This window comes from Pseudarthrobacter niigatensis, from assembly GCF_030812615.1.
GTDB lineage: Bacteria > Actinomycetota > Actinomycetes > Actinomycetales > Micrococcaceae > Arthrobacter > Arthrobacter niigatensis.
In genome coordinates this window covers 42,916-69,504 of record NZ_JAUSTB010000006.1, presented here as the reverse complement: position 1 = coordinate 69,504, position 26,589 = coordinate 42,916, and the positions used below count along the sequence as shown (strand labels likewise).

The following is a 26,589-nucleotide window of genomic DNA, read 5'->3' as shown; positions in this document are numbered from 1 at the left end:
CTGGTGGCAGGACAGGCAGCAGGCTTCCTTTTCCCCGGGGTAAGCCTACCGAATAGCGGAAACCGCCGCGATGGGGACAACTGCCCGGGCAATGGCAGGGCAGGAGGCCTAGCAATGCGGTGCCCCCAGCCCGGCGGGATCGGCAAGCGTGGTGTGGCCGGCGATCACGTAGCGGCCAACATTGCGTGCCGAGCCGGATTCAACCCGCCACCACCGGACGATGCCGTTGCCGGACCAGTTGTCGCTCTGGTCGATCCAGCACGCCACCATGATGCGGTCCTGGTCCGCCTTGTAGAACCAGGGTGGGCTGTCGGCGTTGACGCCGTCACAGTCGAAGTAGGGACTTGGCCGGTAGTTCGATCCGCCCAGGGTGAAGGTGCAACTCCTGACGAAGTTGGGGTCGGAGGTCTTGATCCGGGTTTCCCACAGGCCTTGCTTGCCCGCTGTGGCGCTGGCGGTAACCACCGCGCTGCCGGTGCCGACAGAGTTGAAGGTCTGGACCGCGATGGTGACGGTGTCACCGAAGTTGGCCGTGTTGACCGTCCGGCTGCCGGAAGGGGGAACGTTCTCCCAGCCGCCGTTGTTGATTTTGATCCTCGTTTGCGCCACGTCGTTGGTGCTGGTGGACGGGGAGGACCAGTTCAGGGTGGCGGACTTTTGGTTCACGCCGCCGTTTTGGCCGGACGCGGAGGGGGTGCCCGGGGAGCCGTACGGCGTGGCGGTGGCAGGGGTGCTGCCGTCAGAACTCGGGGCCACCGTGGAGTTGGCGACGACGGTGATACTAACGGCGTTGCCGTTGGTGAAGCCGCCGATGGTCTGGCCGGGCGTGATGGGCCCGCGGGCACCGTTGCTCGCGTTGTAGCTGTAGCTGACCTCGTTTTCGGCAGAACCATTTCGTTCCGCCGCGGTCAGTTTGCGGAAGTCCACCGTCACGGCGCGTCCTGCTCCGCCGGTGTTCGCCGGTGTGGCCGTGACCCCGGAGACCGTCGCCAGCTTGCCGGTGGCGCGCCGGGGCGCGGAGGGCGGGCTGACCGCGCCCTTGCCGGCCTTGTTCTCAGCCTGCACCGTGAACGTGTATGCGGCCTCAGAGTTGTTGGCGGTGAAGTTTGCGGTGCGGACGTTGCCGGGGACGGTCTGCGTCTGGGCAGGGGCGTTGCCGCCGCTCATGGTCACGTAATAGGTGCTGATCGGATCACCGTTGGTGTTGGGTTCGGCCCACGTGACCCGAAGCTGGTTCTGGGTCCCCACGGATGCTGCAACGGCGGATGCAGGTGCTGCAGGTGCCGCAGGGACTCCGGCGGGATTGTCCTCCGCGGAATAGGTCCCCCAGTCGGAGGCGCCAAGCTCGTTGACGGCCTGGGCGCGCACCTTGTACTTCACGCCGTTGGTGAGGCCGGTCCAGGTGTAGTTCAGCCCGGCAACCTCGTTCTTTACCGCGACGCCGCTGGCCGGTGGCGGTGAGATCTCCAGGTTGTAGTGCTTCACCGGCGAGCCCTCGGTTTTCGCCGCGGGCCAGGTGATGGCCATGGTCTTGTCCCCCGCCTTCACGGTGGGGGCTTCCGGTGGCGATGGCTTCTCGTCAGGCCGGATTTCGTTGGACTGCGGCGAAGCCTGCGAGTCCCCCACCTCGTTGGTGGCCAGCACCGTGAATACGTACTTCACGTTGTTGGTGAGCCCGCTCAAGGTACAGGTGGTGGTGGGGCACTTCTGTTCGAAGCCGTTGTTCGAGCGGACGGTGTACCCGGTGATGGGAGCGCCGTTGTCCGACGGCGGCGCCCACTTGAGCACGGCGGTTCGGCTGCGGACGTCGGTGGCGCTGGGGGCAGAGGGTGCGTCGGGTTTGCCGCGGACGGTGAGGCGCAGGCGGCCGTCCACCTGGCGGGACAGATCGCCCGTCTTGTCGGCCACGGTGTAGCGGACCACCATGACGCCCTTGTACCCGTCAGCCGGGGTAACGGTGATGCTGTCCCCCGACACGGACGGCTGGCCTGCTGCGGCGCCCGTCTCCACGGTGGCGCCGACGATCCGCAGGGGCGTATCCGGGAAAGGGTTGAAGTCGTTGGCCAGGACGTTGACCTGTTCCGTCTTTCCTGCGTTGGCCTTGTCCACAGCATCGTCGTTGGCCACTGGCAGGGGCCGGTTGGATGCTACGTGTCGTGCGGCGATGGTGGCGCCCACGGCGGGTGACCTGCCGTCGGTGACCTTCACTTGGATGTTCCCGGTGACGCCGATGCCAAGGGAACCATCGGCAGTGATGGCGAGCGTGGCGCCGTCGACCTTTGCGCTGAAGCCGGCAGGAAGCGTCCCGTCCAGTTCGAAGCGGAGGTTGTCCTTGTCCCGTTCGTCCACGTCCTTGGCCAGTCCGGCGAGGTCCACCGTTGCCGTTTCGGCCTTGGGGACGTCCACGGAGGTGCCGCTGAACGTGGGCGGGTGGTTGGCGTTGGGGTCCGGGACCACCTTGGTCATGATGACCAGGGTGGATTTCAGGCCGTCGGCGTCGTCAGGTCCGGAGCCGTCCGTTACTTCGAAGGTGATGGAGCCCGGGCCCACATAGTCCGGTCTGGCGGCGTAGCGCAGGGCTTTGCCGTCGGACTGGATGATGCCATCCGGGGAGCCGCCCTGGACGCGGACGGAGTCGGCCACGGTGATCCGGGCGCTGCGGCCGCTGCGGACCCGGACGTATTCGGACAGGTCCAGGGTGACGTCCTTGCCGGACATGACCTCAACGGGGTCGGTCTTGGCGAGGGTGGGGTACTGCGCGCCCTGGCCCGGGATCCACATCAGGGCGGTGGAGGTGAGGCCGTCGACGTCCGTGACCGTGTAGGGGATCAGCTGGTCTTCCGGGGTGAGAGTCACCACTACGTTGCCAGAGCCGCCGGGCCGGGCGTTCGGGTTGCCGTCGGGAAGGCTGACCTTCAACTCGGAGGCCACGCCGTCGGCATCGGAGTCGTTCTTCAGGACGGGGACGTCCACCGCGGTCTTGCCGAGGGTTTCGGCCACCGTCACGTGGTCGTCCTTGGCCACGGGGCGCTGGAGTTCGGCGTCCGGGCTGATCCGGACCCGGATCACGGCGCTGGCGGAGGCCTTCTTGTCGTCCTGGATGCGGTAGCTGATGCTTTCGTTGCCGGCGGTGCCCGGGGCGGTGAACAGCACTTTGGCAGCGTCCGTTGCCTCAACCTGCAGGTCGGGCCTGGCCTCGAACCCGTCGGAAACCAGGCTCAGCGGGTCGCCGTCGGGGTCTGAATCGTTCGCCAGGGCCTCCACGGCCACCTTGCGGCCGGGCCGGACGTCCACGGCGTCATCCACCGCGATGGGTTTCTGGTTGTTGGCCTCCGGCGGGGCGATGCCGACAATGACTGTGCCGGTGTTTTCGGCGCCGATCCGGTCCCGAACCCGGTAGGTGAAGCTGTCGGTGCCGGCAGCGTCCCCGGCGGCTGTGAACTCCAGGTAGCCGTCGCGCACCACGGCGGTTCCCATGGCGGGTGCCTTGTCGATGCCGATGAGCTGGACGGAATCGCCGTCTGCGTCGATGCCGTCCAGCGGCACGGGGACCTTGACGGTCATCCCGGCCACCACGCGCGCGGTCAGGTTTCGGGGCTCGGGCCGGGTGTTCCGGTCATCGTCCCGGGCGCGGATGCGGATGGTCACCTGCTGCGAGTCCACCTGCCCGGAGGCATTCTGAACCTTGTAGATGGCGTACACCGTTTTCGCCTCGGGCCCGGCCACGAACCGCAGCTGGTCTCCCGCCACGAACATTCGTCCATCGGCTGCATCGGGCTGCTGGGCCAGGTCCGGGAGGAGGGTGAGCTTTGATCCGTTGGGGTCGGCGTCGTTGGCCAGGACGGGAACAGTGACGACGTCGTTGACCCGGACCGTTGCTTCGTCCGGCTTTGCCTGGGGTGCCTGGAGCTTGGCCGGGGCGGGAACCATCAGCACCGCGATCTCGCCGGTGGCGGAGGACCGGCCGTTGGACACGGTGTACCGGACCGTCAGCTGGCCCTCGGCGCGGATGTCGGTGATCCTTACCACCGAGTGGTCCAGCACGGCCACGCTGACCGGCAGTCCGGCGTCGGCCGTCACGGACTGCACCACCAGCACGCCGCCCGCGGGGTCCGAGTCGTTGCCCAGGACATCCACCAGGACATCCCCGCCGGTGGGGAGCAGCGCGGTGTCCCGGACGGCCACCGGGGCGCCCTCGTCGGTGCCAGGCACCACGTCAACGCGCACCAGCTGCTGTGCGCTGGCCGGTCCGTTGGTCACCAGGTAGCTGACGTAGTGGGCACCAAGGGTCCGGGAGTTGAAGGTGAACGTCTGCTGGTCCGGGTTCAGGGTTGCCGTAGTCTCGGCGTCCGGGGTGGCCTGCGCCAGCCGCAGCGTCCCGCCCTGCGGGTCCGAATCGTTCTTGAGCGGGGTGATGACGGTGTCGGTGCCGGCAACGGCCACTACGTGGTCGGCGTTGGCGATGGGCGGCAGGGCCCCTGGGCTCCTGACGTCGACGGTGACTTTGCCTTCCGCGGTGGACTGGCCGTCGGAGACCGACACGGTGAGGACCTTGCGGCCCGGGGCGGCACCGGAATCCTGGAAGGCCAGCTGTCCGTCCGGGCGGATCCGGGCCTGGTCCAGCGGATCGCTGCTGGACACTGAGACGGCGAACAGGTCATCGCCGTCGGGGTCCATCCAGTCCGGAAGGATGTTTTGCGTGACCGACTTGCCTGACTGGACCACCAGCGTGGTGTTCCGGTTGGGCTTTTGCCGCGGCGCAGTGTTGGTGCCGGGCGGGATGACGTTGAGCGTTATGTCCGCCGACGCTGACAGGCCGCGGCCGTCGTCCACGGTGTACTTGAAGGTCTCACTGCCGGCCTTGTCGGCGGGCACGGCGACTTGCAGGCCCGTGGAGCCATAGATGGGCGAGACTGCGCCCGTTTTGACGCCTTCGGGGGTTCGGACAGTGAGGACGTCGCCGTCGGGGTCGGAGTCGTTGTCCAGGACGGGCAGGATGGTGGTCTTCCCGGCGCGGATGCCGAACTGGTCGGGCTTGGCCACGGGGGCGCTGTTGGGTTTGGTGCGGTCCGGCAGGACGGTCTGCTGGACCTCGTCGGCGGAGTCCTTGTCGGCGTCGTCCGAGGTCTGCTGCGGTGGGATGACGTCGTCCCAGTTGTTCACCAGCTGCATGTTCTGGTTCACCAACCACACATTCCCCGAATTCACATCATTCAGGACCACCAGGTCCCGGTTCACCCGGAAAACATACGACGGCGACGCACTCGCCTTGGGCACCGCAACATTCTTATCATCAGCATCATTGACACAGTCCCGGACGTACTTGTTCGCACCCGACCACGCCGCATGCACACACCCACCCAACTGCACCGGAGCAGCCGGAACCCCCTCACCATCGAACCCCACGGTCTTCGCCGTCCCGCCGTCCAACGGCTGCTTCAGCAACGCCTTCCGCGTCGCGACAGCAACGAAATCACTACCCGGCCCAGGCTGCTGCAACTTCGCATCCCGCGCATTCTCCAACTGCAGCCGCTTACCACCAGGCAGGAACAGATTTCCCGCAGCAGCATCCAGCACCACCGGCTGGTCCCCCACCACCGTCATCTGCAAATCCCCGGCACCCTTAAGCCCATCCCACGTACTGGACTCCGACGACACCACACCACCCTCGGCATCAACACCGGTCACCGTCACCACACCGGTCTTCGGATCCGCCGAATAAATCCGGTCATCAGACCCCACCACCGACACCAGGCCAGCCGAACCCACCAAAACCGGCTCCGACGCTTCCTTATCAAAACCATTCACCGTGGACGGCGACACCGCCCACACCTTCCCCGACGCAGCATCCGTCACCGAAATCGTCCGCGCCCCAAAACTCACATCAGCCGCCCCCGGCAACTGCTTATCCCCACCCAAACGCATATTCGCCGGCGACACCTGGTTCAACGTCGAACCAGACTCATCATCAACAAAAACCTCACCCGCATGCTGCAACACATCAAACGTCGACGACGCCGGCGTCACCGCACCATCCAACACCCGCGACGGATAATTCAACCGCCCCACAGCATTCTTCGACTTCGAAACCACCCACACACCACCGTCATTCAACTCCACCTCAGTGGTCTTAAACCCCGGATACAACACAGCACCCATCACCACCACAGCCACCACAGCACCAAACGCCGTACCGGTGAACCAGCGGGAACGCGGCAGGCGGCGCCACCGGGGCGCGGCGGAAGAAGGGATCTGGGCGCGCGGTTGTCCGAGCCGTGTCATGTGTGGAAATCCCCCGGTAAATCTAGGCTTCGTGCCTGCTGCCGGCATCACAGGACCCCGGGCACCACAACGATACCGCCATACGCCAACAAGTGGATAAATTCTTTCGGCCCGGTCCGTCCCGGACCCAAAGCCGCCGGAGCCTAGTCCAGGACCAGGCCCTTGCCGCGCCCGCGGGTCAGGCGGACGGGATTGATCTCGCCAAAGCCGCGCACATTCTCCGGGTCCTGCGGAATCAGGACGAACCGTTCGTCATGTTCCAGGGCGGAGGCTGTCATGGAATCCACCAGGACGGTACCAGGGTCCGCCAGGGTGGTCAGGCGGGCGGCGAGGTTCACGGTGGGGCCGTAGATGTCGCCCAGGCGGGACAGGATCCTTCCCCAGACCATGGCTACCCGGGCTTCCGGGAGGATTTCGTCTTCGGTGAAGGCTTCAGCCAGCGCCAGCGAAATCTCCGCACCCGCGGCAGGGGTTTCGGCGATGTACAGGACTTCGTCGCCCACGGTCTTGACCAGCCGGCCGCCACCGACGGAGATGATCTCGGCGCATTTGTTTTCGAAGCGCTGGACCAGCCGGGCAAGCGTCTTTTCGTTCATCCGCCGGGACAGGCTCGTGTAGGACACCAGGTCCGCGAAACCGACCGCGCGGGCCAGGGGCAGCGGCGCGTCGTCCTCGTCGCCTTCCCGGCCTTCCTCGCTGGCCTGCAGCCCGGCTTCGGCGCGGACCGCGAGGCGCTGGACGCCGGCGTTGAGCTGGCGGCGCCAGGAGTAGACCAGTACTTCCTCGAGTGCGTCCACCAAAGCGGGCAGCTCGTTGACCAGGCGCTTGCGGGCCACGGCGTCCGTGACACCCTGCTCGTGGACCATGTCCTCCACCAGCGCCTCGATCTGCCAGACCACCATGCGGTCGGTCATTTGCCCGATGGAGCGCGTCACCGAGATCGCCGCTTCCTCCGTGAGCTTGCCGGCGCGGACAAGGTCCACCACGGTGGACAGGGCCGCCTGGTCGCGTTCGGTGAAGGCGACGTCCTCGTCGCCGAAGTTGGGGAATCCCAGGGCACGCCAGAGCTTGCGGGCAGAAAGCAGTGAGAGGCCGGCCCCGGCCGCAACTTCACGGCGGCGGAGCTTGCGTTCCCCACCCAGGAGGCGGGCTTCGAGCGCCTTCATGGCCAAGCGTTCCGCGGACATGGCGCCGGTTGGCGGGTGACGGTCGACGCCGGGCAGCTCCGCGGCAGCACCCGGCCCGGTTGTGAAAGGGTCAGGCGAGCCGGCGTCGGACGACGCGTCGAAGGCGCCGGTTTCGATGCTCTCGACGCGTTCCTGCTGGTCCTCATCGGTCATCCCGTCCACCTTCTCTCATGTCCTCCGGAAATGCACCGGCTGGGTAATACGTCGCGCCGGGCTGGGCCCCGCTGTCCTCCGGCAGTTCCCCGATGGCGTCGAGGATGAAGTCCCGGAACCGGGCGACCTCGGGCACGTCGCGAAAGGTCACCATGCCCTGGTGCCCGGTTTCCAAGGATATATTCCCGGAACGCACCAGGCGCTGCAGCAACGATTCATGGACCGTCAGGTTTCGCACCGATGCCAGGTTCACCTGCTGGTCCCGCCGGTTCAACAGTCCGTACCTGGCCACCATCCGCTGGCTGGTCAGCGTGTACCGGGTGCCATGCCAGCGAAGAAGCCGGGGCAGGCAGTAGCCCAGCCACACAGCCGCCGCCGCGAGCACGCAGGCGCCCACCAGCCAGGGCGTCCACTGGCGGCCAAGGGCAGGCGCCACGCGTGCGGGGCCGCCGCGGATAACCCAGGCGCTGGCGAAGGCGGCCACGGCCGGCGCCAGGACGAAGGCCACGGCGGGACCGGCAAGCTTCCGCGGCTGCGGGCGGGTAGTGACGATGACCTGCTCCCCTGGAACAAGGGACCTACGCATAACCACCCTGCTGCGGCGCGTCCGGCGATGACCAGGGCCGCAGGTGCACCACATCGCCGGCCGTGACTACATGCTCACGCGAATCCCGGTCCACCACCAGGAGGGAGCCGTAGTCATCCAGGCGGGAGGCATGTCCAATGATTTCGTGGTCGCCGGGAAGCTGCGCGCGCACCTGCTTTCCCAAGGTGACCATCACGGCCTCCACCCGTTTGTGCAGCGATGGGCCGCCGGCCATGCCCGCCGCGGGGTCGCCGTCGGCGTTGCAGAAACTGCGGTAGAGGACAGCGAAGTGGGCCAGGTAGCTTTTCAGCAGCGCGGTGCGGTCTGTGGTGGTGGCACCCTCGATGGCCACGGACGTGGCGGTGGGCACGGGAAGTTCGTCTTCGCCCAGGCTGACGTTAAGGCCGGTCCCCAGGATGACGGGGGGCACGCTGCCGTCCACCATGGGACCGAGCTGGGCCAGGATGCCGGCGATTTTCCTGCCGCGGACCAGGACGTCGTTGGGCCATTTGAGCTCGGCGGGAAGGCCTGCCGTTTCCAGGAGCGTCTCGCGCAGCGCCAGGGCTGCGATCAGGGAAAGCCACGAGTAGCTCTGGGTGGGAAGGGGCCTGCCCTCGGCGTTCACCGGGCGCAAAACCAGGGAGACCGACACGGAACTCAGCGGCGGTGCCTCCCAGCGCCGGTCCAGCCGGCCCCTTGCCGCGGTCTGGTACTCCGCCGTCAGGACGGAGAGGTCAGGCCATGCCGCAGGGTCCACCGTGACGCCATGCAGGAGGTCGGCGTTGGTGGAGCCGGTGGAGTCCACCACGTCGATCCGGGGTATTCCCGTGGCGGAGAGGAAACGCTGGTCGGCCAGGTCCCCTCGGTTCAGGGGGGTACCCGGTGCGTGTGCGTCATCCATAGCTAGATCCTACCGAGCCGCGCCTGATCGTACCCAGCCTGCCGCAGTCCCGGAACGGGCACCGGGGACTGCATGAGGGCCCGCCTTAGAGGAAGATGTCCGGGACCAGCCGGTCTTCCGGTGCTCCCAGGCTGTAGGGGCGGAAGTCGGTCACGCCCGCGGCGGCCAGGACCTGCTCATCCGTGTAGAAGTTGCCCGACGGCAGCGCACCGGCACCGAGATTGCTGCCGGTCAGGATGGCGTGGGCGGCGTCGGCCATGATCTGCGGGCCGCGCGCGGCCAGCACCATGGTTTCGCCGTGGGGCATATTGCGGATGGCAGCCGTGTCGATCAGGGTACAGGGCCACAGTGAGTTGACCCTGATCCCGTCAGCCTTCAGTTCCTCGGCCAGGCCCAGGGTGGTCAGGCTCATCCCGTATTTGGCCATGGTGTAGGCAAGGTGCTTCCCGGCCCAGGAGGGGTGGAGGTTCAGCGGCGGCGAGAGTGTCAGGATCTGCCCCCGGCCCGAGGCACGGAGCGCCGGGAGCGCCAGCTTGGACAGCAGGAAGGTGCCGCGCACGTTGATGTCCTGCATGAGGTCGTACTTCTTCATGTCCACCTTGTCCGTGGTGGAGAGGTCGATGGCGGAGGCGTTGTTGATGACGATGTCGATGCCGCCGAACCGGTCAACAGCCGCGGCTACGGCGCCGGCCACGTCATCGTCCCTCCGCACGTCGCCCACCAGAGGCAGGGCCTGGCCTCCGGCCGCCTCCAGCTCGCGGGCTGCGGTGTGGACCGTCCCGGCGAGCTTGGGGTGCGGCTCCCCCGTCTTGGCAAGGAGCACAATGTTGGCCCCATCGCGGGCCGCCCGCAGGGCGATGGCCAGGCCGATCCCGCGGCTGCCGCCGGACAGCAGGATGGTCAGGCCCGCCAGGGAGCCGGCGGCCCGGTACGGGCTTTCGGAGGCATGCAAAGCATCGTCGCTTGAAGTCATGGGAACACTGTAACCCAACTAAGTTACTCATGAGTAACATTATGGAGAGGTTGTTGGAACGGCAGAAAATTGTAGGTTCCCTACAGCCGTTGGCGCCCAAAGCGTTACTAGACTTGCCAGCAGGGTTCGTCTTTTGTGTGGATGCTACTTAACGCTCCGCGCAGCCAGACCTGCCAGCCGACAGAATTGACCTGCTACAGAGCCGGAGACACTTGATGAGCCACGATCTGACAACGACTGCGGGAAAGATTGCCGATTTCCGCGACCGCCAGGCGCGTGCCGAACAGCCTTCCGGCCCCGAGGCCATCGAGAAACAGCACGCCCGCGGCAAGAACACCGCCCGCGAGCGCATCGCCCTGCTGCTGGACGAGGATTCCTTCGTGGAGTTTGATGCCCTGGCCGTGCACCGCTCCACCGCCTTCGGCATGGAGAAGAAGAAACCGCTGGGTGACGGCCTGGTCTCCGGCTACGGCACCGTGGACGGGCGGTTGGTGGCGGTCTACAGCCAGGACTTCACCGTGTACGGCGGATCCCTGAGCCAGGTCAACGGCGAAAAGATCGTCAAGGTCCAGGAGTTTGCGCTCCGCAACGGCTGCCCCGTCGTCGGCATCCTGGATGGCGGCGGCGCCCGCATCCAGGAAGGCGTGGCCTCACTGGCCATGTTCGCGGACATCTTCCGCAACAACGTCCACGCATCCGGCGTAGTGCCGCAGATTTCGCTCATCATGGGCCCCTCCGCCGGCGGTGCCGCCTACTCCCCCGCCCTCACCGACTACGTGGTGATGGTGGACAAGACCTCGCACATGTTCATCACCGGTCCGGACGTCATCAAGACCGTCACCGGCGAGGACGTCGACATGGAAACCCTCGGCGGTGCGCGGCAGCACAACGCCACCACCGGAACCTCCACCTACCTCGCCTCCGACGAGACCGACGCCATTGAGTTCGTGCGCGAACTGCTGGATTTCCTTCCGTCCAACAACCTGTCCGAGGCGCCCGTCCTGGGGCACCAGCAGGAGTTGGAGATCGACGACGACGACCTCGCCCTGGACACGCTGGTTCCGGATTCAGCCAACCAGCCCTACGACATGCGCGCCGTGGTGGAGCAGATCGTGGACGACGGGCACTTCCTGGAGATGCAGGCCCTGTACGCCCCCAACGTGATGATCGGCTACGGCCGCGTCGAGGGCCACACGGTGGGCATCGTGGCCAACCAGCCGCTGCAGTTCGCCGGCACCCTGGACATCGCCGCCTCCGAAAAGGCGGCCCGGTTCGTGCGCCACTGCGACGCCTTCAACATTCCCATCATCACCCTGGTGGACGTTCCCGGCTTCCTTCCGGGCAAGGACCAGGAGTTCCAGGGGATCATCCGCCGCGGCGCCAAGCTCCTCTACGCCTACGCCGAGGCGACCGTCCCCAAGCTCACGGTGATTACGCGCAAGGCCTACGGCGGCGCCTACATCGTGATGGGCTCCAAGAAGCTCGGGGCCGACCTGAACCTTGCCTGGCCTACGGCGCAGATCGGCGTCATGGGCGCGCAGGGGGCCGTGAACATCCTCTACCGCCGCGACCTCGCAGCGGTCGCCGAGGACGGCGGCGACGTGGAGGCCCGCCGCGCCCAGGTCATCCAGCAGTACGAGGAAGAACTCCTCAACCCCTACCAGGCAGCCGAGCTTGGCTACGTGGACGCCGTCATCGCCCCGTCGGACACCCGCATCCAGATCATCAAAGGACTGCGCGCCCTCCGCGACAAACGCGCCAGCCTTCCCGCCAAGAAGCATGGGAACATCCCGCTGTGATCCCCACCCCAGGGGCGCCGGAGCCCGACGAGACCCCGGAAACGGCAGAAGCAGCCGCCGCGCCGCTGTTTTCTGTTGTCAAAGGAAAACCCAGCGACGAGGAACTCGCCGCACTGGCCGCCGTCGTGCTTTCCCTCGGCGGAGAAACCCCCGCCCCGGCTAAGACCACCAGCGTGCGGCACTGGGTCCGGAGGCAGCAGTTGCGGCTCGCCCCCACTCCCGGGCCGGGAGCCTGGAAACGCAGCCGGGGCTGACCTCCTCCCTGCCACACTGACTGCGCGGAGCCCGGTAGTCTCGGCATGTGACTATCGACACTGCACCCGCCGCGCGCCCGCACACCCGGATCGACGCCGTCGCGGACACCTACACGGACACCCTGATCAGGCTCAACCCCACCTTTGCCACCACCCTTGGCCTGCCGGGACATGAGACGGAGTACCAGGACTTCTCCCCCGCCGGCGTCGCCGGTTTCGCGGAGGCAGCACGGGCTGCCCTCGTGGCCCTGGAGGGCCTGGAACCGGAAGACGACGTGGACGCCGTCACCCTGGACGCCATGCAGGAACGGTTGGGCCTGCAGCTGCTGATCCACGCTTCCGGCTGGGAATATGCGGAGCTGAACAACATCGCGTCGCCGGCCCAGGACATCCGCGCCATCTTCGACCTCATGCCCACCGAAACCGAGCAGGACTGGGAGCACATCGCCGGCCGCGCGCACAACGTGCCGGCAGCCATCAGCGGCTACACCGAGTCCCTGCGTTTGGCAAGGGATGCCGGGAAGGTGGCCGCTGCACGCCAGGTGCGGATCGTCATCGAACAGGTGACCAAATACGCCGCCGGGGACGGCTTCTTCGCCAAGCTAGGTGCCGGCGCCTCCACCTCCGCCGGGCCGTTGCCGGCGAACCTGCAGGAAATGCTCGACGCCGGTGCTGACGCAGCGCGCCGTGCGTACAGTGACCTGGCCGAATTCCTGCGCACAGAGCTGCTGCCCGCAGCGCCGGAAAAGGATGCCGTCGGCCGGGCCCGCTACGCCCTCGCTTCCCGGTCCTTCCTCGGCGCTGAAGTGGACCTGGAGGAAACCTACGCGTGGGGCGTCCAGGAACTGGACCGCCTCATCGCCGAACAGGAACAGGTGGCGCACGCCATCAAGCCGGGGACATCCATTGCCGAGGCCAAGGACATCCTCAACAACGACCCCGCCCGGCAGTTGAAAGGCACGGAGGCGCTGCAGAGGTGGATGCAGGATGTCTCGGACAGGGCGGTGGCCGAACTCGCCGGCGTGCACTTCGACATCCCCGACGTCATGAAGAAGCTCGAGTGCCGGATCGCCCCCACCGACGAAGGCGGCATCTACTACACCGGTCCGTCCGACGACTTCAGCCGCCCCGGCCGCATGTGGTGGTCAGTCCCCGCCGGGGAGGACACCTTCACCACCTGGGCCGAAACCACCACCGTGTACCACGAGGGCGTCCCGGGCCACCACCTGCAGGTCGCCACTGCAACCTACCGGCGCGAGCTGCTCAACAAGTGGCGCCGGAACGTCTGCTGGACCTCCGGCCACGGCGAAGGGTGGGCCCTTTACGCCGAGAAGCTCATGCAGGAACTGGGCTACCTGGACGATCCCGGCGACCATATGGGAATGCTGGACATGCAGCGCATGCGGGCCGCGCGCGTGGTCTTCGATATCGGCGTGCACCTGGAACTCGGGATGCCCGAACGCTGGGGAACCGGCACCTGGACCGCCGACAAGGGCTACGCATTCCTGAAGGAAAACCTGCCCATCAGCGAAGGCCAGCTCAACTTTGAGTTCACCCGGTACCTCGGCTGGCCCGGGCAGGCCCCCTCCTACAAGGTGGGACAGCGGCTTTGGGAACAAATCCGCGCCGAGCTCGAGGCGCGGCCGGGGTTCGACCTCAAGGAGTTCCATACCAAGGCCCTCAACATCGGCTCCGTAGGATTGGACACCCTCCGCCGGGCGCTGCTTTCCTGACTCGCCCATGCCCGGCGAGACATTAAGCACATCCGTGACGGGAATAAGTAACAATAGCCACCGTCTGCCTTGTATTTCCGGGGTTTTCCAGGTTCGTAGGCAAATGTGAATGCGTAATATTTCTCAATATTCTTTCGACGTGGTATGAGGTGGGGGTCTAGCTTGTTCTGGTGAGCACTCAGACAAGCACCCCCTCCCCCGCAGGGAAGACCGGATTCCAGCTCCCCAAGTGGGCGGGTTCGTTCGGCTTCCAGATCATTGCCGCCCTCATTGTGGGCCTCGGCCTCGGCCTGCTGGCCAAGTACACCGGCAGCACCAAGACCAACCCCAACGCCCTCGGCGCCACGCTGCAGACCATCGGCTCAAGCTACGTGTCCCTGCTGCAGACCGCCGTCGTTCCCCTGATCTTTACCGCCGTCGTCAGTTCCATTTCCAACCTGCGCCAGGTGTCCAACGCCGCCCGGCTCGCATGGAACACGCTCCTGTGGTTCGCCATCACGTCCCTGATCGCCGTGCTGATCGGCATCGGCCTGGGCGTGCTCCTGCAGCCCGGCGCCAACACGGGCATCAGCGGAGACGCCAAGTACACCGGCAAGTCCGGTGACTGGTGGGCCTTCCTCGTGGGCCTCTTCCCGAAGAACTTCCTCGGCCTGGGTGCCAGCTCCACTGTCGGCGATTCCGGCGCCGTCACCACGTCCATCAGCTTCAACGTCCTGCAGATCCTCGTCATCGCCATCGCGGTGGGCGTTGCCGCCCTCAAGGTGGGCAAGGCAGCAGAGCCGTTCCTGAACCTGAACGCGTCAGCCCTCGCCGTGATCCAGAAGGTGCTCTGGTGGATCATCCGCATCGCACCGCTGGGAACCGTCGGCCTCATCGGCAATGCCGTGGCCGTCTACGGCTGGGACACCATCGGCTCGCTGGGAAAGTTCACCGTGGCCATCTACGCCGGCCTGGTGCTCGTGCTGTTCGTGGTGTACCCGATCCTGGTCCGCAGCCATGGCCTGTCCATCAAGCAGTACTTCTCCGGCGTATGGCCCGCAGTGCAGTTGGCTTTCGTTTCCCGCTCCTCAGTGGGCACCCTCCCGCTGACCCAGCGCGTGACTGAACGCAGCCTCGGAGTGCCCCGCGCGTACGCCTCCTTCGCCGTACCGCTGGGCGCCACCACCAAGATGGACGGCTGCGCAGCCATCTACCCTGCCATCTCCGCGATCTTCGTGGCCCAGTTCTTCGGCATCCACCTGGACTTCAGCCAGTACCTGCTGATCGCCCTGGTCTCCGTCCTTGGCTCCGCCGCAACCGCCGGCACCACCGGCGCCGTGGTGATGCTCACCCTGACGCTCTCCACGCTCGGCCTGCCGCTGGCCGGCGTCGGCCTGCTGCTGGCCATCGACCCCATCCTCGACATGGGCCGCACCGCGGTGAACGTGGCAGGCCAGGCCCTGGTCCCCACCATCGTGGCCAAGCGCCAGGGCATCCTGGACGAATCGCTGTACAACGCACCCCGCAACGGCACCCCGTTCGTGGATGACAGCGATGCTCCCGCCGATGGTTCCGCAACGGACGGCACCAGCGCCGGGACCGCATCCCGCGAGCTGCAGGATGCCAACGCATAACGCGCCAGCAAAAAGACGTCCCCGGGATATGCTCCCGGGGACGTCTTTGCTTAAGGACTTCGCCCCAGCCCGCAGTGGGCGGGCAGCAGTCAGCGTCCGCCAATCACCCCGTTCTGGACTGCCTTGGTCACGGCGTCGGCTTCGGCCTGTGTGAGTTTGCCGTCCGTCACTGCCTTGTCCAGGCGGGTCTTGAGTTCGGCAGCGTGTTCTGACTGCTCCTCGCTGCGGATCTCCTGGAGGGCTGCCGTCACCTTGGCCTCGTCGATTCCCAGCGAGGCCGCCAGCGATTTGGCGAGGGCGGCTTCGCGGGCCGCGGGGTCCGGCTTCTGGCCGTCGGCGGGCGGAGTGGTGGGCTTGTTGGCTTCGCGGAAGGCCTTCAAGGCGTCCGTCACCTTGGCTTCGTCCACGCCGAGCTTCGCCGCCAGGGCAGAAGCCTGCTCCATGCCGTTGCCGCCGCGACCGCCGTGCCTGCCCATGCCGCCGTGGTCGGTTCCGGCGGAGCCGTCGGCCGAGGCACTGGAACTCGCGCTCGGGGTGGGAGTGGGCGCAGTGGTGGTGGCCGATGCCATGCCGGCCACGCCGATTCCTGCACCGAGCGCCAGCGCCGCGGCTGACAGGCCCAGGGTCATCTTCTTCGTGCGGGTCATTTCTCTGTCTCCTCATTCGCCGTCGCCTGACGGCTGCTGGTGATACGCCTCGCGGCGGGACATTTCCAGCATCGTCCACCAGGTTCAGGAAAGGCTGTCGGGAACCTTTCGTTCTCCTGTGAATCCAGATCACTACACCCGGGTAATTATTTGCATAGAGTGCAAAGTTGCACGTAGTGTAAGCCTGTGCCAGATCCGCTTTCCTCCCCGGAGACCCCGCAGGACGCCGTGCCCGCCGCCCCTTCCCGCCGCGAGCTGAACAAGGCCGCCACGCGCCAGGCCATTACCGACGCCGCGCTGGGCCTCCTGCGTTCCAAAGGCCCCGGCAACTTCACGGTGGAGGACATCGCCGACACCGCAGGAATCTCCCGCCGTACCTTCTTCAACTACTTCAGCAGCACCGACGCCGCCTTGGCCTCCATCGTCCATGGCTTCCTGGACAACGCCATCCAGCAGCTGCGCCTCCGGCCGGCGGACGAACCCATGCTGGAGTCGGCCCAGGCCGCCCTGGTGGCCCTGGCCGACCCCAAGGCCATCGCCCCGCTCGCGGAACTGTTCTCGCTGACCCAGCAGAGTCCGCTGATGTCCCACACGGAACTGGAGGCGTGGGACCACTGCCGGGCCCAGGTCTTCACCGTGGCCCGCGAACGCCTCGCCGGAACCCCCGGCGAGCGGGACGAACTCTACGTCCACGCCCTGGCCGGCTCCATCATCTCCTGTGGAAAGGCCGCCATGGAGGTCTGGTTCAGCCGGCGCGGCCCGGACCTCTCACCCGCCTCCCTGGCCGAACTCCGCCAACTGCTCATCGATGCCATGGCCCTGCTGGGCGCCGGCTTCACCACCACCGCTTTCCCATCCGCCACCCGTTCCTCCTGATCAGATCGGTCCTCCCGCATGGCACTCCTCCTTTACCGCCTCGGCAAGTTCTCGTACCGCCGGCGCTGGCTTGTCATTTCCCTCTGGCTTGCCGTCCTGGTGGCCGTCGGCGGTTCCGCCGCGGCTTTCCACGGCAGGCTGTCCAACAACTTCCAGATCCCTGGCACCGAGACCCAGCGGATCGCGGACAAGCTCAAGCAGGATTTGCCCGCAGCCTCGGGCGGAAGCGCCACGATCGTCTTCGAAGCCCCCGACGGCGGATTCACGGCCGGGAGCCGGTCGGCCGTGACGGATGCGCTGAAGAAGCTGCAAGCCCTCCCCGAGGTCCGCGGCACGGTTGATCCGTTCGCCACCCAGGCCCAGGTGGACCAGGCCGGCAAGTCCATCACCGACGGCGAACAGCAACTGGCGGCCGGCCAGGCGCAGCTGGATGCCTCCCGCGCCCAGCTGGAGGCGGGCAAGGCGCAGCTGGCAGCGGCTGAACAGCAGCTCACCGCCGCCGGTGCGCCCGCGGCCGTGGTCGAGGCACAACTGGGCCAGCAGAAGGCAGTTCTGGCCGCCGGCCAGGCCAAACTCGACGCCGGCGCACAGGAACTGCAGGCCAACAAGGCGAAGCTGGAACTTGGCAAGCGCCAGGCCCAGGCGGCCTCGGCCATCCGGTTCGTGTCCGCGGACAACAAGGCCGCCGTGGCCCAGGTGCAGTTCAACACCTCCATCAACGGCCTGGCCCCCTCGGTCCGCAAGCAGGTACAGGAAATCGCCCACGAGACGTCCTCCGCAGGCGTCAAGGCCTTTGCCAGCAAGGAAATCACCGAAGACATCTCGGCCCTGTTCGGCACAGCGGAGATCGTCGGCATCGCCGTCGCGGCCCTGGTCCTGATCCTCATGCTGGGAACGCTGATCGCGGCGGGCCTGCCGCTGCTGATGGCCATCATCGGCGTCGGTGTGGGCGTCGGCATCACCTTTGCCCTCTCCGGCCTGTTCGACATGAGCTCCATCTCCCCCATGCTGGCCCTCATGCTGGGCCTGGCTGTCGGCATCGACTACTCGCTGTTCATCGTCAACCGGCACCGGACCCAGCTCCTGGGCGGCATGGACCCTGAAGAATCCGTGGCCCGGGCCAACGGAACCTCCGGCAACGCCGTCGTCTTCGCCGGCCTCACCGTGATCATTGCCCTCGCCGCCCTGGTGGTCCCCGGTCTGCCGTTCCTCACCGTCATGGGGCTGGCAGCCGCAGGAACCGTGGCGGTGGCGGTACTGGTCGCCATCACCCTGACCCCCGCCATGTTGTCCCTGATCGGCCGCCGCATCATCTCCAGGCGGGCATGGGCCAAGTCCGAGGCCCACAACGCCGAACCGGGCCACGAGGCGGCGGACCTTGCCACCGACCGCGAACGAAGCACCCACGGGTGGGGCGGCCTGGTCACCAAGCACCCCTGGGTTGCGCTCGTCGCCGGCGTCCTCCTGCTGGGCACCCTGGCATTGCCTGCCACCCAGCTCCAGCTGGCACTGCCTGACGGCGGATCCGAGCCCGTGGAGTCCGAGGCCTACCAGGCCTACGACCTGACGGCACGCAGCTTCGGCGAGGGCGTCACCGGCCCCATCGTGGCCGTGGGCGAGTTCCCCGCGAACCTGGATGCGGCCCAGGCGCAGAGGCTGCAGTACGACATCGCGGACAAGCTCCGTGCCGTGGACGACGTGGTGGCCGCCGTGCCGGTGGCCCTCAGCGAAGACCGCCGCACCGCCGTCTTCCAGGTCATCCCCAAGGAAGGTCCCGCCAGCGCCAGCACGGTCAAGGTGGTCGCCGACCTCCGCGGCCTGAACGGGGAGATCAAGGCCGACTACGACGTCGCCATGGGCCTGACCGGCCAGACTGCCGGCAACGTGGATGTCTCCACCAAGCTCGGCGACGCCCTGCCGCCGTACCTGGCGATCGTCGTCGGACTTTCCCTGGTCCTGCTGCTGCTGGTGTTCCGCTCCATCGTGGTGCCGCTGCTGGCCACGGGCGGCTTCCTGCTGTCCCTGTCGGCCGCCTTCGGCGCCGTCGTGGCTGTCTACCAGTGGGGCTGGCTGGGGAATATCTTCGACGTGGCCAACCCCGGCGCCGTGCTGAGCTTCCTGCCCATCATCCTGATCGGCGTGCTGTTCGGCCTCGCCATGGACTACCAGGTGTTCATCGCCTCCGGCATGCGCGAGGCCTACATGCACGGATCATCCGCCAAGGAAGCGGTCAGGGTGGGGTTCCGGCACGCAGCCGCAGTGGTCACCGCCGCCGCGATCATCATGGTCAGCGTGTTCTCCGGCTTCATCTTCAGCCACCTCACCATGGTCCGGCCGCTGGGCTTCGCAATGGCCTTCGGCGTCCTGTTTGACGCGTTCGTGGTCCGGATGACCATCGTTCCGGCCGTGATGTACCTGCTCGGTGCCAGATCCTGGTGGCTGCCGCGTTGGCTGGACCGGATCCTGCCGGATGTGGACGTGGAAGGTGCCAGGCTCAACCGTGGCCAGGGGACGCCGGTGCCCGGCGAACTGGTCCACTAGGCTGGGACCGTGCTCCATCTGATCCTCGCGTCCCAGTCCCCCGCCCGCACCAAGCTCCTGGCCGAGGCCGGCATCCGGCACACCGTGCTGGTTTCCGACGTCGACGAGGCGGCCGTCCAGGAACGGTACGGCGTGACGGACCCGCACGACACCGCACTGCTGCTGGCCCGGGCCAAGGCGGAGGCCGTCGCATCCCTGCCGGAAGCGGAGGGCGCCCTGGTGCTGGGCTGCGACTCCGTCTTCGAGTTCGACGGCGAGGCGCACGGCAAGCCGTACACGGCCGACGTCGCCCGCGACCGGATGCTGCGGATGAGCGGCAGCGCGGGGGTGCTGCACACCGGGCACTGGCTGGTGGACTGCCGGGACACGGACGACGACGCCGGCGGCGGCCGCGGCTCGGGCGCCACGCTCGGGGCGGTCGCCTCCGCCGAGGTTTCCTTCCTGGACATGGCCCCGGAGGAGATTGACGCCTACATCGCCACCGGTGAACCGCTGCACTGCGCAGGTTCCTTCACCATCGACGGCCTGGGCGGCGCTTTCATCCGCAAGGTCGACGGCGACCCGCACGCCGTCGTCGGCCTTTCCGTCTCCACCCTGCGGGGCCTGCTCGCCGCCGCCAATGTGCGCATCACGGATCTCTGGCCGCCGCGGTAGGCGTGTACTTTTTTAGGCACCCTTGTAGCTTCCCTACAAAGGACGGCTGCTTTACACGCGGATTCCGCAAGTAATATCGGCGGAACCTCCAAAACCGCGCTAGGCTCCCTGAAGGAAAGAAGGAGACGCCTTGTCAGCAAATTTGGAGCAGTCCGCAGGAACCACGCAGCCCAGCCTCACAAAGGTGCTGATCGCCAACCGCGGTGAAATCGCCGTGCGGATCATCCGGGCGGCCCGGGACGAAGGCATCGCCTCCGTGGCTGTCTACGCCGACCCGGACCGCGACGCACTGCACGTCCGGCTCGCTGACGAGGCCTATGCCCTGGGTGGCACCACGGCCGCCGAGTCGTACCTGGTGATGGACAAGATCATTGACGCCGCCCGCCAGTCCGGCGCCGACGCCATCCACCCCGGCTATGGGTTTCTGGCGGAGAACGCCGATTTCGCCGCCAAGGTCATCGCCGCCGGCATCACCTGGATCGGCCCCTCCCCCGAGGCCATCTCCGCCCTGGGCGACAAGGTCCAGGCCCGCCACATCGCCGAGAAGGTCGGCGCCCCGCAGGTCCCCGGCACCGCAGACCCCGTGGAATCCGCCGAGGAAATCCTGGAATTCGTGGACAAGTTCGGCCTGCCCGTGGCCATCAAGGCGGCCTTCGGCGGCGGAGGACGCGGCATCAAGGTGGCCCGCACCCGCGAGGAAATCCCCGAGCTCTTCGAGTCCGCCGTCCGTGAAGCCACGGCCGCCTTCGGCCGCGGCGAGTGCTTCATCGAGCGCTTCCTGGACGCTCCCCGGCACGTTGAGACCCAATGCCTCGCCGACGCACACGGCAACGTCGTGGTGGTCTCCACCCGCGACTGCTCCTTGCAGCGCCGCAACCAGAAGCTCGTGGAGGAGGCCCCGGCCCCGTTCCTCACCCCGGAACAGAACCAGCGGCTTTACGAATCCTCCAAGGCCATCCTGAAGGAAGCCGGCTACCTGGGCGCGGGGACCTGCGAGTTCCTTGTGGGCCAGGACGGCACCATTTCCTTCCTTGAGGTCAACACCCGCCTCCAGGTGGAGCACTGCGTCTCCGAGGAAGTCACTGGAATCGACCTGGTCCGCGAGCAGTTCCGGCTGGCCCGCGGCGAGGAACTGGGCTACGGCGACCCCGAGGTCCGCGGCCACTCCATCGAGTTCCGCATCACCGGCGAGGACCCGGGCCGGAACTTCCTGCCCTCCCCCGGCACCATCAGTGTCCTGAAGAACCCCACCGGGCCCGGCGTGCGGATCGACTCCGGCGTGGAGCAGGGCGACGTCATCAGCGGTAACTTCGACTCGATGCTCTCGAAGCTGGTCGTTACCGGCGCCACCCGCACCCAGGCACTGCAGCGCTCCCGGCGTGCCCTGGAGGAAATGGTGGTCGAGGGCATTCCCACCGTCATCCCGTTCGATCTCGCCGTGGTCAGCAACCCCGACTTCGCCCCCGCGGACGGCCCGTTCAAGGTCCACACCCGCTGGATCGAGACCGCCTTCGTCAACGACATCCCCGCCTGGACACCCAGCGGCACCGCGGAAGAAGAGGCCGACGCCGGCGAACGCCAGCGCGTCGTCGTCGAGGTGGGCGGCAAGCGCCTGGAAGTGGTGCTCCCGGCATCCCTGGGCACCCCCGGCACCGCCGCAGCCGCCGGCAAGCCCGGCAAGTCCAAGAAGCGCTCACGTTCCGCAGGTCCCGCTGCCGCCACGGGCAACGCCCTCACTTCCCCCATGCAGGGAACCATCGTGAAGGTCGCCGTTTCGCACGGTGACGTGGTGTCCGAGGGCGACCTGGTGGTGGTCCTGGAGGCCATGAAGATGGAGCAGCCCCTCACCGCGCACCGGTCCGGCACCATTACGGGCCTGACGGCAACCGCCGGCGAAACGGTGTCCGCGGGCGCCATCATCGCCACGATCGAAGACTAGGAAGCCGGATGCTGGCACCAAGTTTCCAGGAAGAAGTGGCCCGCTACCACCAGGCGGTTCCCGAGATCACCCGGGGCAACACCGCCCCGATCAAGGAACTGTACTCCCGGCTGGACGACGTCACCCTGGCCAACCCGTTCGGCGGGATAGCCCGCGGCTGGGCCCAGGTGGAGGCCCGGCTGGACCAGGCGGCGCGGCAGTTCCGCGACGGCGAGATGCTCGGCTTCGATACCGTCACCTCCTACACGGCCCGCGACACCGCGTACCTGGTGGAGACCGAACACTTCCGGGCCCGCCTGGACGGCGCTGCCGCCACCGAGGAGTTCGCGCTGCGCGTGACCAGCATCTTCCGCCGCGAGGAGGGCTACTGGAAGCTGGTGCACCGCCACGCCGACCCTGCGGCCCGGTCCCAGTCCCGCCGCTCCCTGGCGCAGCCCACAGGCTGAGCGTTCGCCGGGCCTACCATCCGCCCCGGCTAGACATCCACCTATGCGGCGCTGCCACGCGCACGGCTGTGCTGGCAGGCGGCGCCGCCAGGATGCAGACTTAGCTCATGCTGCCATTCCTCCTCCTCGCATCACGTGCTGAAAATGCTGCCGCGGAGGATGAATACGCCGCCTACCTGAGGTACGGCGGGCTTGAGGAACGGGAGCTCCGCCGGGTCAGGCTTGAGGCCACTCCCCTGCCCGCGCTGGATCTTGCGGATTATTCCGGCGTCATCGTCGGCGGCAGCCCGTTCACCTCCAGCGATCCGCCGGAGCAAAAGACCCCGGTCCAGCACCGGGTGGAGCGGGAGCTTGCCGCCCTGCTGGACCAGCTGGTGGCCCGCGACTTTCCGTTCCTTGGCGCCTGCTACGGGGTGGGCACCTTGGGCAGCCACCAGGGCGCCGTGATCGACCGGACCTATGGCGAGCCCCTCGGCGCGGTGGAGGTGGAACTGACCGCTGAAGGCCTCCAGGACCCCATCCTGCAGGGCGTACCCCAAACCTTCACGGCATTGACCGGGCACAAGGAAGCCGTCCGCTCACTGCCCCCGCACGCCGTCCTGCTGGCACGGGCCGCCACCTGCCCGGTCCACATGTTCCGCGTCAGGACCAACCTTTATGCCACCCAGTTCCACCCGGAGCTGGACGCCGACGGATTGGTGACGCGGATCGATATCTACCGGGACGCCGGGTACTTTCCGCCGGAATCAGCTGAAGAGCTCATGGCCGCGGCACGGCAATTCACGATCACCGAGCCCATGGCGGTGCTGAAGAACTTCGTGGCCCGCTACGCCCGGTGAGCATGAAAATGCCCGGCGGGCCGGATGGCCGCGCCGGGCATTGTGGCGTTGGAGAATCAGGCCACGTTGTTCTCGTAGTCAAGGTCGCGGGTCTCGCGCGTCAGGAACAGCGCGATCAGGGTCAGCACGGCCATGGACGTCAGGTACACGCCCACCAGGACAGGGCTGCCCTTCGCGGCTTCCCACAGGGCCACTGCGATGAACGGGGCCACCGCGGCACCCAGGATGCTGGAGAAGTTGTAGCTGATGGCCGAGCCGGTATAGCGGACGTTCGTGGGGAACAGTTCCGGCAGCAGAGCACCCATGGGGCCGAAGGTCAGGCCCATGAGGGAGAAACCGAGGATCAGCAGGCCCATGGTGCCCACGAAGCCGCCGCTGAACAGCGGGACGAACAGCAGGCCGAACACGAAGATCCCGGCGGTGACGGCCATCAGCATCTTGCGGCGGCCGTACTTCTCGGCCAGCGGGCCGGAAACCAGGGTGAAGATGCCGAAGAAGACGACGCCGGCAATCAGCATCCAGAGGAAGTCGTTGCGGGAGTAGCCCAGGCCGGGAACGAACGCTGCGGCGGCGGCTTCGGACATGGGCTTGCCGGCCTTTTCTGCGGCCGCCTGTGCGCCGGCCAGGGTGGGCTTGGTGCCGTAGGTCAGCGTGAACGTGGTCATCAGGTAGAACAGCACATAGGTGGCCAGCATGATGAAGGTGCCCAGGATCAGCTGGCGCCAGCTGGACTTGAAGACGCGTCCCAGCGGCAGCTTGGCTACCTCGTTGGACTCCACCACCTTGGTGAAGGCGGGGGTTTCGATCAACTTGAGCCGGACGTAGAGGCCCAGGATCACCATGACGGCGCTGAGCAGGAACGGCACGCGCCAGCCCCAGGCCGCGAAGGCCTCCGGTGTCAGCGTGTAGCTTGCCACCAGGAAGATGACGTTGGCGATGATGAAGCCAATGGGGGCTCCGAGCTGCGGGAAAGTGCCGTAGACGGCGCGCTTGTTGGCCGGGGCGTTCTCGGTGGCCAGCAGGGCCGCGCCGCTCCACTCGCCGCCGAGGGCCAGGCCCTGGGCGAAGCGCATGACCACCAGCATGGCCGGAGCCCAGAACTCCCAGCCCGGAACCAGCGCCGTGGGAAGGCAGCCGATGAGGAAGGTGGCGATGCCCATGGTCAGCAGCGACGCAACAAGGGTTCCCTTGCGGCCGAACTTGTCGCCGAAGTGCCCGAAGACAATCGAGCCGAGGGGGCGGGCGATGAAGGCCACGCCGAAGACGGCGAAGGAGCTTAGCAGCTGGGTGGTTTCGTTCGCGCCCGGGAAGAAGAGCTTCGGGAACACGAGCACGGCGGCCGTGGCATAGACGTAGAAGTCGTAGAACTCCACGGTGGTGCCGATCAGGCTTGCCACGATGACGCGGCCGCGGGAGTTCACCGGCTGGTGCGAACCAGGCACCTTGGTGGTATCGGTGGATGACATGGGTAAACGCTTTCGTGTGACCGGCCGGGCGCAGGCAGTGCTGCCTCCCGGCTCGAATAGTTAGAGTTTGATCTTACTTCCCAACGTCCAGTCAATGGACGAAACGTCCACAATGCGGACCAGTGTTGTGGATCCCATATGCCGGACCCCCGCCGCCGCCTCACGCCGTCCGGCCGCCCCGGATAGGCAAAAGTCACAGCGCGTTAACAAACCTCGACCGTCCGCGAAACGAGCCGTCCCTACCTTGGAGGAACAACATTCCCCGAAGGAGGTAACCCGTGACTGTTGACCGCACCGTTGATGCCGTATCCGCCAGCGCACAGCCCGGCCCTACCCGCACTACTGACGCCCCTGCCCTTGAATTCCGCCCCGGCCGCTGGATCGCCAACTGGGATGCCGAGAACAAGGAGCAGTGGGAGGCCGCAGGCCGGGCCATCGCCCGCCGCAACCTGAACTGGTCCATCTTCGCCGAGTTCCTCGGCTTCGTCGTCTGGCAGCTGTGGTCCATCGTGGTGGTCCAACTCCCCGCTGCAGGCTTTACCTTCTCCACCTCGGAAATCTTCTGGCTCATCTCCATGCCAAGCCTGGTGGGTGCCACCCTCCGCATTCCCTACACGTTCATGGTCCCCCGCTTCGGCGGCCGCAACTGGACTATCGTGTCCGCCCTGCTGCTCCTGATCCCCTCCACCGGGCTGGCCCTCTGCGTCTCGAATCCGGGCACGCCATTCGGCGTCATGCTCCTGGTGGCTGCCCTGGCCGGCTTCGGCGGCGGCAACTTCGCCAGTTCGATGGCCAACATCACGTTCTTCTACCCGGCCCGGGAAAAAGGCTGGGCGCTGGGCCTGAACGCCGCCGGCGGGAACCTGGGCGCCGCCGTCGCACAGCTTGCCGTTCCCATCGTCATCACCCTGCTGGCCGCCGGCACCGTCAACCTTCCGATGGCCGGCTGGATGTGGGTCCCGCTCATCCTGCTCGCAGCCTTCGGCGCCTTCAAGTACATGAACAACCTCACCAGCGCCAAAGGCGACGTAGCCGGTTCGGTCGCGGCGCTGAAGGAACCGCACCTGTGGATCATGGCGCTGCTGTACATCGGCACTTTCGGCTCCTTCATCGGCTTCGCCGGAGTGTTCCCCAAGCTGATCAAGGACTACTTCCCCGCGTTCTCCTCCATCGCCGTGGGCAGCGTGGCCTTGTCCCTGGCGTTCCTCGGCCCCCTGGTGGGATCCCTGGCCCGCCCCTACGGCGGACGCATGGCGGACCGCATGGGCGGAGCCCGGATGACTGTATCCGCCTTCGCCGCCATGGCCGTGATCACGCTGACCATGATCTGGACACTTCCGCTCAAGAACTTCCTGCTCTTCCTGGTCCTCTTCCTGATGCTTTTCACTGCCAGCGGCTTCGGCAACGGTGCAACGTACCGGATGATTCCGGTCATCTTCGCCACGTCCAGCCGGGCTGCGCGCCAGGGTGCAAGCTCCGTGGCCACCCAGCGGCTCGCATCCTCCGCCCTCGGCCTGATCTCGGCGATCGGCGCCTACGGCGGCTTCGTGATCCCACAGGTGCTCAATGCCTCCAGCACCGCCAGCGGCTCCTACACTCCAGCCTTCTACGGGTTCGTCGGCGCCTACGTCCTCATGCTGGTGGTCTGCTGGACCTGCTACATCCGCAACGCCGGCCGGAACGCGATGGGACACGTCTAA

19 protein-coding genes are annotated in these 26,589 nt (G+C 67.0%); 12 read left to right on the top strand and 7 right to left on the bottom strand.

From position 1 onward, the window contains the following. Positions 1 to 108: 108 nt before the first annotated feature. On the bottom strand, positions 109 to 5,823 hold the full coding sequence (locus J2T23_RS10745) for an Ig-like domain-containing protein (RefSeq protein ID WP_307359826.1): 5,715 nt from the start codon (positions 5,821 to 5,823) through the stop codon (positions 109 to 111). On the opposite strand from J2T23_RS10745, the gene J2T23_RS10740 reads away from it, so the two are divergent. Further along, a complete protein-coding gene (locus tag J2T23_RS10740; protein ID WP_307359823.1) occupies positions 5,810 to 6,055 on the top strand; it encodes a hypothetical protein in 246 nt (81 codons plus the stop codon). The two genes, J2T23_RS10745 and J2T23_RS10740, sit on opposite strands and share 14 nt — an antisense overlap. A 370-nt stretch (positions 6,056 to 6,425) precedes the next feature. Here the strand turns inward: J2T23_RS10740 and J2T23_RS10735 are convergent, their stop codons facing one another. The 4 genes from J2T23_RS10735 to J2T23_RS10720 all read right to left on the bottom strand — a co-directional run bounded on the left by J2T23_RS10735 (position 6,426) and on the right by J2T23_RS10720 (position 10,082). After that, positions 6,426 to 7,622, bottom strand: a complete 1,197-nt coding sequence (locus J2T23_RS10735; RefSeq protein ID WP_141181091.1) for an adenylate/guanylate cyclase domain-containing protein — start codon at positions 7,620 to 7,622, stop codon at positions 6,426 to 6,428. Then, the gene (locus J2T23_RS10730; protein WP_307359819.1) at positions 7,612 to 8,208 is read right to left on the bottom strand and encodes a PH domain-containing protein; all 597 of its coding nucleotides are present in this window, start codon (positions 8,206 to 8,208) and stop codon (positions 7,612 to 7,614) included. Before J2T23_RS10730 ends, J2T23_RS10735 begins: the two co-directional genes overlap by 11 nt. After that, positions 8,201 to 9,109 (bottom strand): biotin--[acetyl-CoA-carboxylase] ligase, encoded by a 909-nt coding sequence (locus J2T23_RS10725; RefSeq protein ID WP_307359816.1) that lies wholly within the window; start codon positions 9,107 to 9,109, stop codon positions 8,201 to 8,203. Before J2T23_RS10725 ends, J2T23_RS10730 begins: the two co-directional genes overlap by 8 nt. Positions 9,110 to 9,194: 85 nt before the next feature. Then, positions 9,195 to 10,082, bottom strand: a complete 888-nt coding sequence (locus J2T23_RS10720) for an SDR family oxidoreductase (RefSeq protein ID WP_307359814.1) — start codon at positions 10,080 to 10,082, stop codon at positions 9,195 to 9,197. A 215-nt stretch (positions 10,083 to 10,297) separates the two neighbouring features. Between J2T23_RS10720 and J2T23_RS10715 the strand changes: the two genes are divergently transcribed. The 4 genes from J2T23_RS10715 (at position 10,298) to J2T23_RS10700 (ending at position 15,481) form a co-directional block, all read left to right on the top strand. Then, positions 10,298 to 11,881, top strand: coding sequence for an acyl-CoA carboxylase subunit beta (locus J2T23_RS10715; protein ID WP_141161097.1), 1,584 nt, complete (start codon positions 10,298 to 10,300; stop codon positions 11,879 to 11,881). Next, entirely contained in the window at positions 11,878 to 12,135 is a 258-nt protein-coding gene (locus J2T23_RS10710) for an acyl-CoA carboxylase subunit epsilon (protein WP_246857389.1), read from the top strand. Before J2T23_RS10715 ends, J2T23_RS10710 begins: the two co-directional genes overlap by 4 nt. Before the next feature lie 47 nt (positions 12,136 to 12,182). Then, complete coding sequence (locus J2T23_RS10705; RefSeq protein ID WP_141181087.1) at positions 12,183 to 13,868, top strand: DUF885 domain-containing protein; 1,686 nt, start codon at positions 12,183 to 12,185, stop codon at positions 13,866 to 13,868. A 170-nt stretch (positions 13,869 to 14,038) separates the two neighbouring features. Further along, positions 14,039 to 15,481, top strand: coding sequence for a dicarboxylate/amino acid:cation symporter (locus tag J2T23_RS10700; RefSeq protein ID WP_307359807.1), 1,443 nt, complete (start codon positions 14,039 to 14,041; stop codon positions 15,479 to 15,481). Positions 15,482 to 15,570: 89 nt separating this feature from the next. On the opposite strand, the gene J2T23_RS10695 is transcribed toward J2T23_RS10700, so the two are convergent. Next, positions 15,571 to 16,128 carry a hypothetical protein gene (locus J2T23_RS10695; RefSeq protein WP_307359804.1) on the bottom strand — a complete coding sequence of 186 codons (558 nt, stop codon included), beginning with the start codon at positions 16,126 to 16,128 and terminating at the stop codon, positions 15,571 to 15,573. Between the two features lie 186 nt (positions 16,129 to 16,314). On the opposite strand from J2T23_RS10695, the gene J2T23_RS10690 reads away from it, so the two are divergent. From J2T23_RS10690 to J2T23_RS10665, 6 genes are all read left to right on the top strand, one after another. Further along, entirely contained in the window at positions 16,315 to 17,004 is a 690-nt protein-coding gene (locus J2T23_RS10690) for a TetR/AcrR family transcriptional regulator (protein ID WP_307359802.1), read from the top strand. A gap of 18 nt (positions 17,005 to 17,022) precedes the next feature. Then, positions 17,023 to 19,545, top strand: a complete 2,523-nt coding sequence (locus J2T23_RS10685) for an MMPL family transporter (RefSeq protein ID WP_307359800.1) — start codon at positions 17,023 to 17,025, stop codon at positions 19,543 to 19,545. 9 nt (positions 19,546 to 19,554) lie between these two features. Next, on the top strand, positions 19,555 to 20,199 hold the full coding sequence (locus J2T23_RS10680; RefSeq protein WP_141181083.1) for a Maf family protein: 645 nt from the start codon (positions 19,555 to 19,557) through the stop codon (positions 20,197 to 20,199). Between the two features lie 130 nt (positions 20,200 to 20,329). After that, complete coding sequence (locus tag J2T23_RS10675; RefSeq protein ID WP_141161104.1) at positions 20,330 to 22,138, top strand: acetyl/propionyl/methylcrotonyl-CoA carboxylase subunit alpha; 1,809 nt, start codon at positions 20,330 to 20,332, stop codon at positions 22,136 to 22,138. Between the two features lie 8 nt (positions 22,139 to 22,146). Beyond that, positions 22,147 to 22,584 (top strand): YybH family protein, encoded by a 438-nt coding sequence (locus J2T23_RS10670; RefSeq protein WP_141161105.1) that lies wholly within the window; start codon positions 22,147 to 22,149, stop codon positions 22,582 to 22,584. Between the two features lie 107 nt (positions 22,585 to 22,691). Beyond that, positions 22,692 to 23,423, top strand: coding sequence for a glutamine amidotransferase (locus J2T23_RS10665; protein ID WP_141161106.1), 732 nt, complete (start codon positions 22,692 to 22,694; stop codon positions 23,421 to 23,423). A gap of 56 nt (positions 23,424 to 23,479) precedes the next feature. On the opposite strand, the gene J2T23_RS10660 is transcribed toward J2T23_RS10665, so the two are convergent. After that, positions 23,480 to 24,889: an MFS transporter gene (locus J2T23_RS10660; RefSeq protein WP_307359795.1), complete on the bottom strand. Its 1,410-nt coding sequence runs from the start codon at positions 24,887 to 24,889 to the stop codon at positions 23,480 to 23,482. A gap of 278 nt (positions 24,890 to 25,167) precedes the next feature. Between J2T23_RS10660 and J2T23_RS10655 the strand changes: the two genes are divergently transcribed. Continuing rightward, the gene (locus J2T23_RS10655; protein ID WP_141161108.1) at positions 25,168 to 26,589 is read left to right on the top strand and encodes an MFS transporter; all 1,422 of its coding nucleotides are present in this window, start codon (positions 25,168 to 25,170) and stop codon (positions 26,587 to 26,589) included.

Coding starts and splice junctions, on each gene's coding strand:
- J2T23_RS10685 (WP_307359800.1), top strand. CDS start 17,023: ATGGCACTCCTCCTTTACCGCCTCGGCAAGTTCTCGTACCGCCGGCGC.
- J2T23_RS10725 (WP_307359816.1), bottom strand. CDS start 9,109: ATGGATGACGCACACGCACCGGGTACCCCCCTGAACCGAGGGGACCTG.
- J2T23_RS10715 (WP_141161097.1), top strand. CDS start 10,298: ATGAGCCACGATCTGACAACGACTGCGGGAAAGATTGCCGATTTCCGC.
- J2T23_RS10720 (WP_307359814.1), bottom strand. CDS start 10,082: ATGACTTCAAGCGACGATGCTTTGCATGCCTCCGAAAGCCCGTACCGG.
- J2T23_RS10735 (WP_141181091.1), bottom strand. CDS start 7,622: ATGACCGATGAGGACCAGCAGGAACGCGTCGAGAGCATCGAAACCGGC.
- J2T23_RS10670 (WP_141161105.1), top strand. CDS start 22,147: ATGCTGGCACCAAGTTTCCAGGAAGAAGTGGCCCGCTACCACCAGGCG.
- J2T23_RS10695 (WP_307359804.1), bottom strand. CDS start 16,128: ATGACCCGCACGAAGAAGATGACCCTGGGCCTGTCAGCCGCGGCGCTG.
- J2T23_RS10660 (WP_307359795.1), bottom strand. CDS start 24,889: ATGTCATCCACCGATACCACCAAGGTGCCTGGTTCGCACCAGCCGGTG.
- J2T23_RS10730 (WP_307359819.1), bottom strand. CDS start 8,208: ATGCGTAGGTCCCTTGTTCCAGGGGAGCAGGTCATCGTCACTACCCGC.
- J2T23_RS10665 (WP_141161106.1), top strand. CDS start 22,692: ATGCTGCCATTCCTCCTCCTCGCATCACGTGCTGAAAATGCTGCCGCG.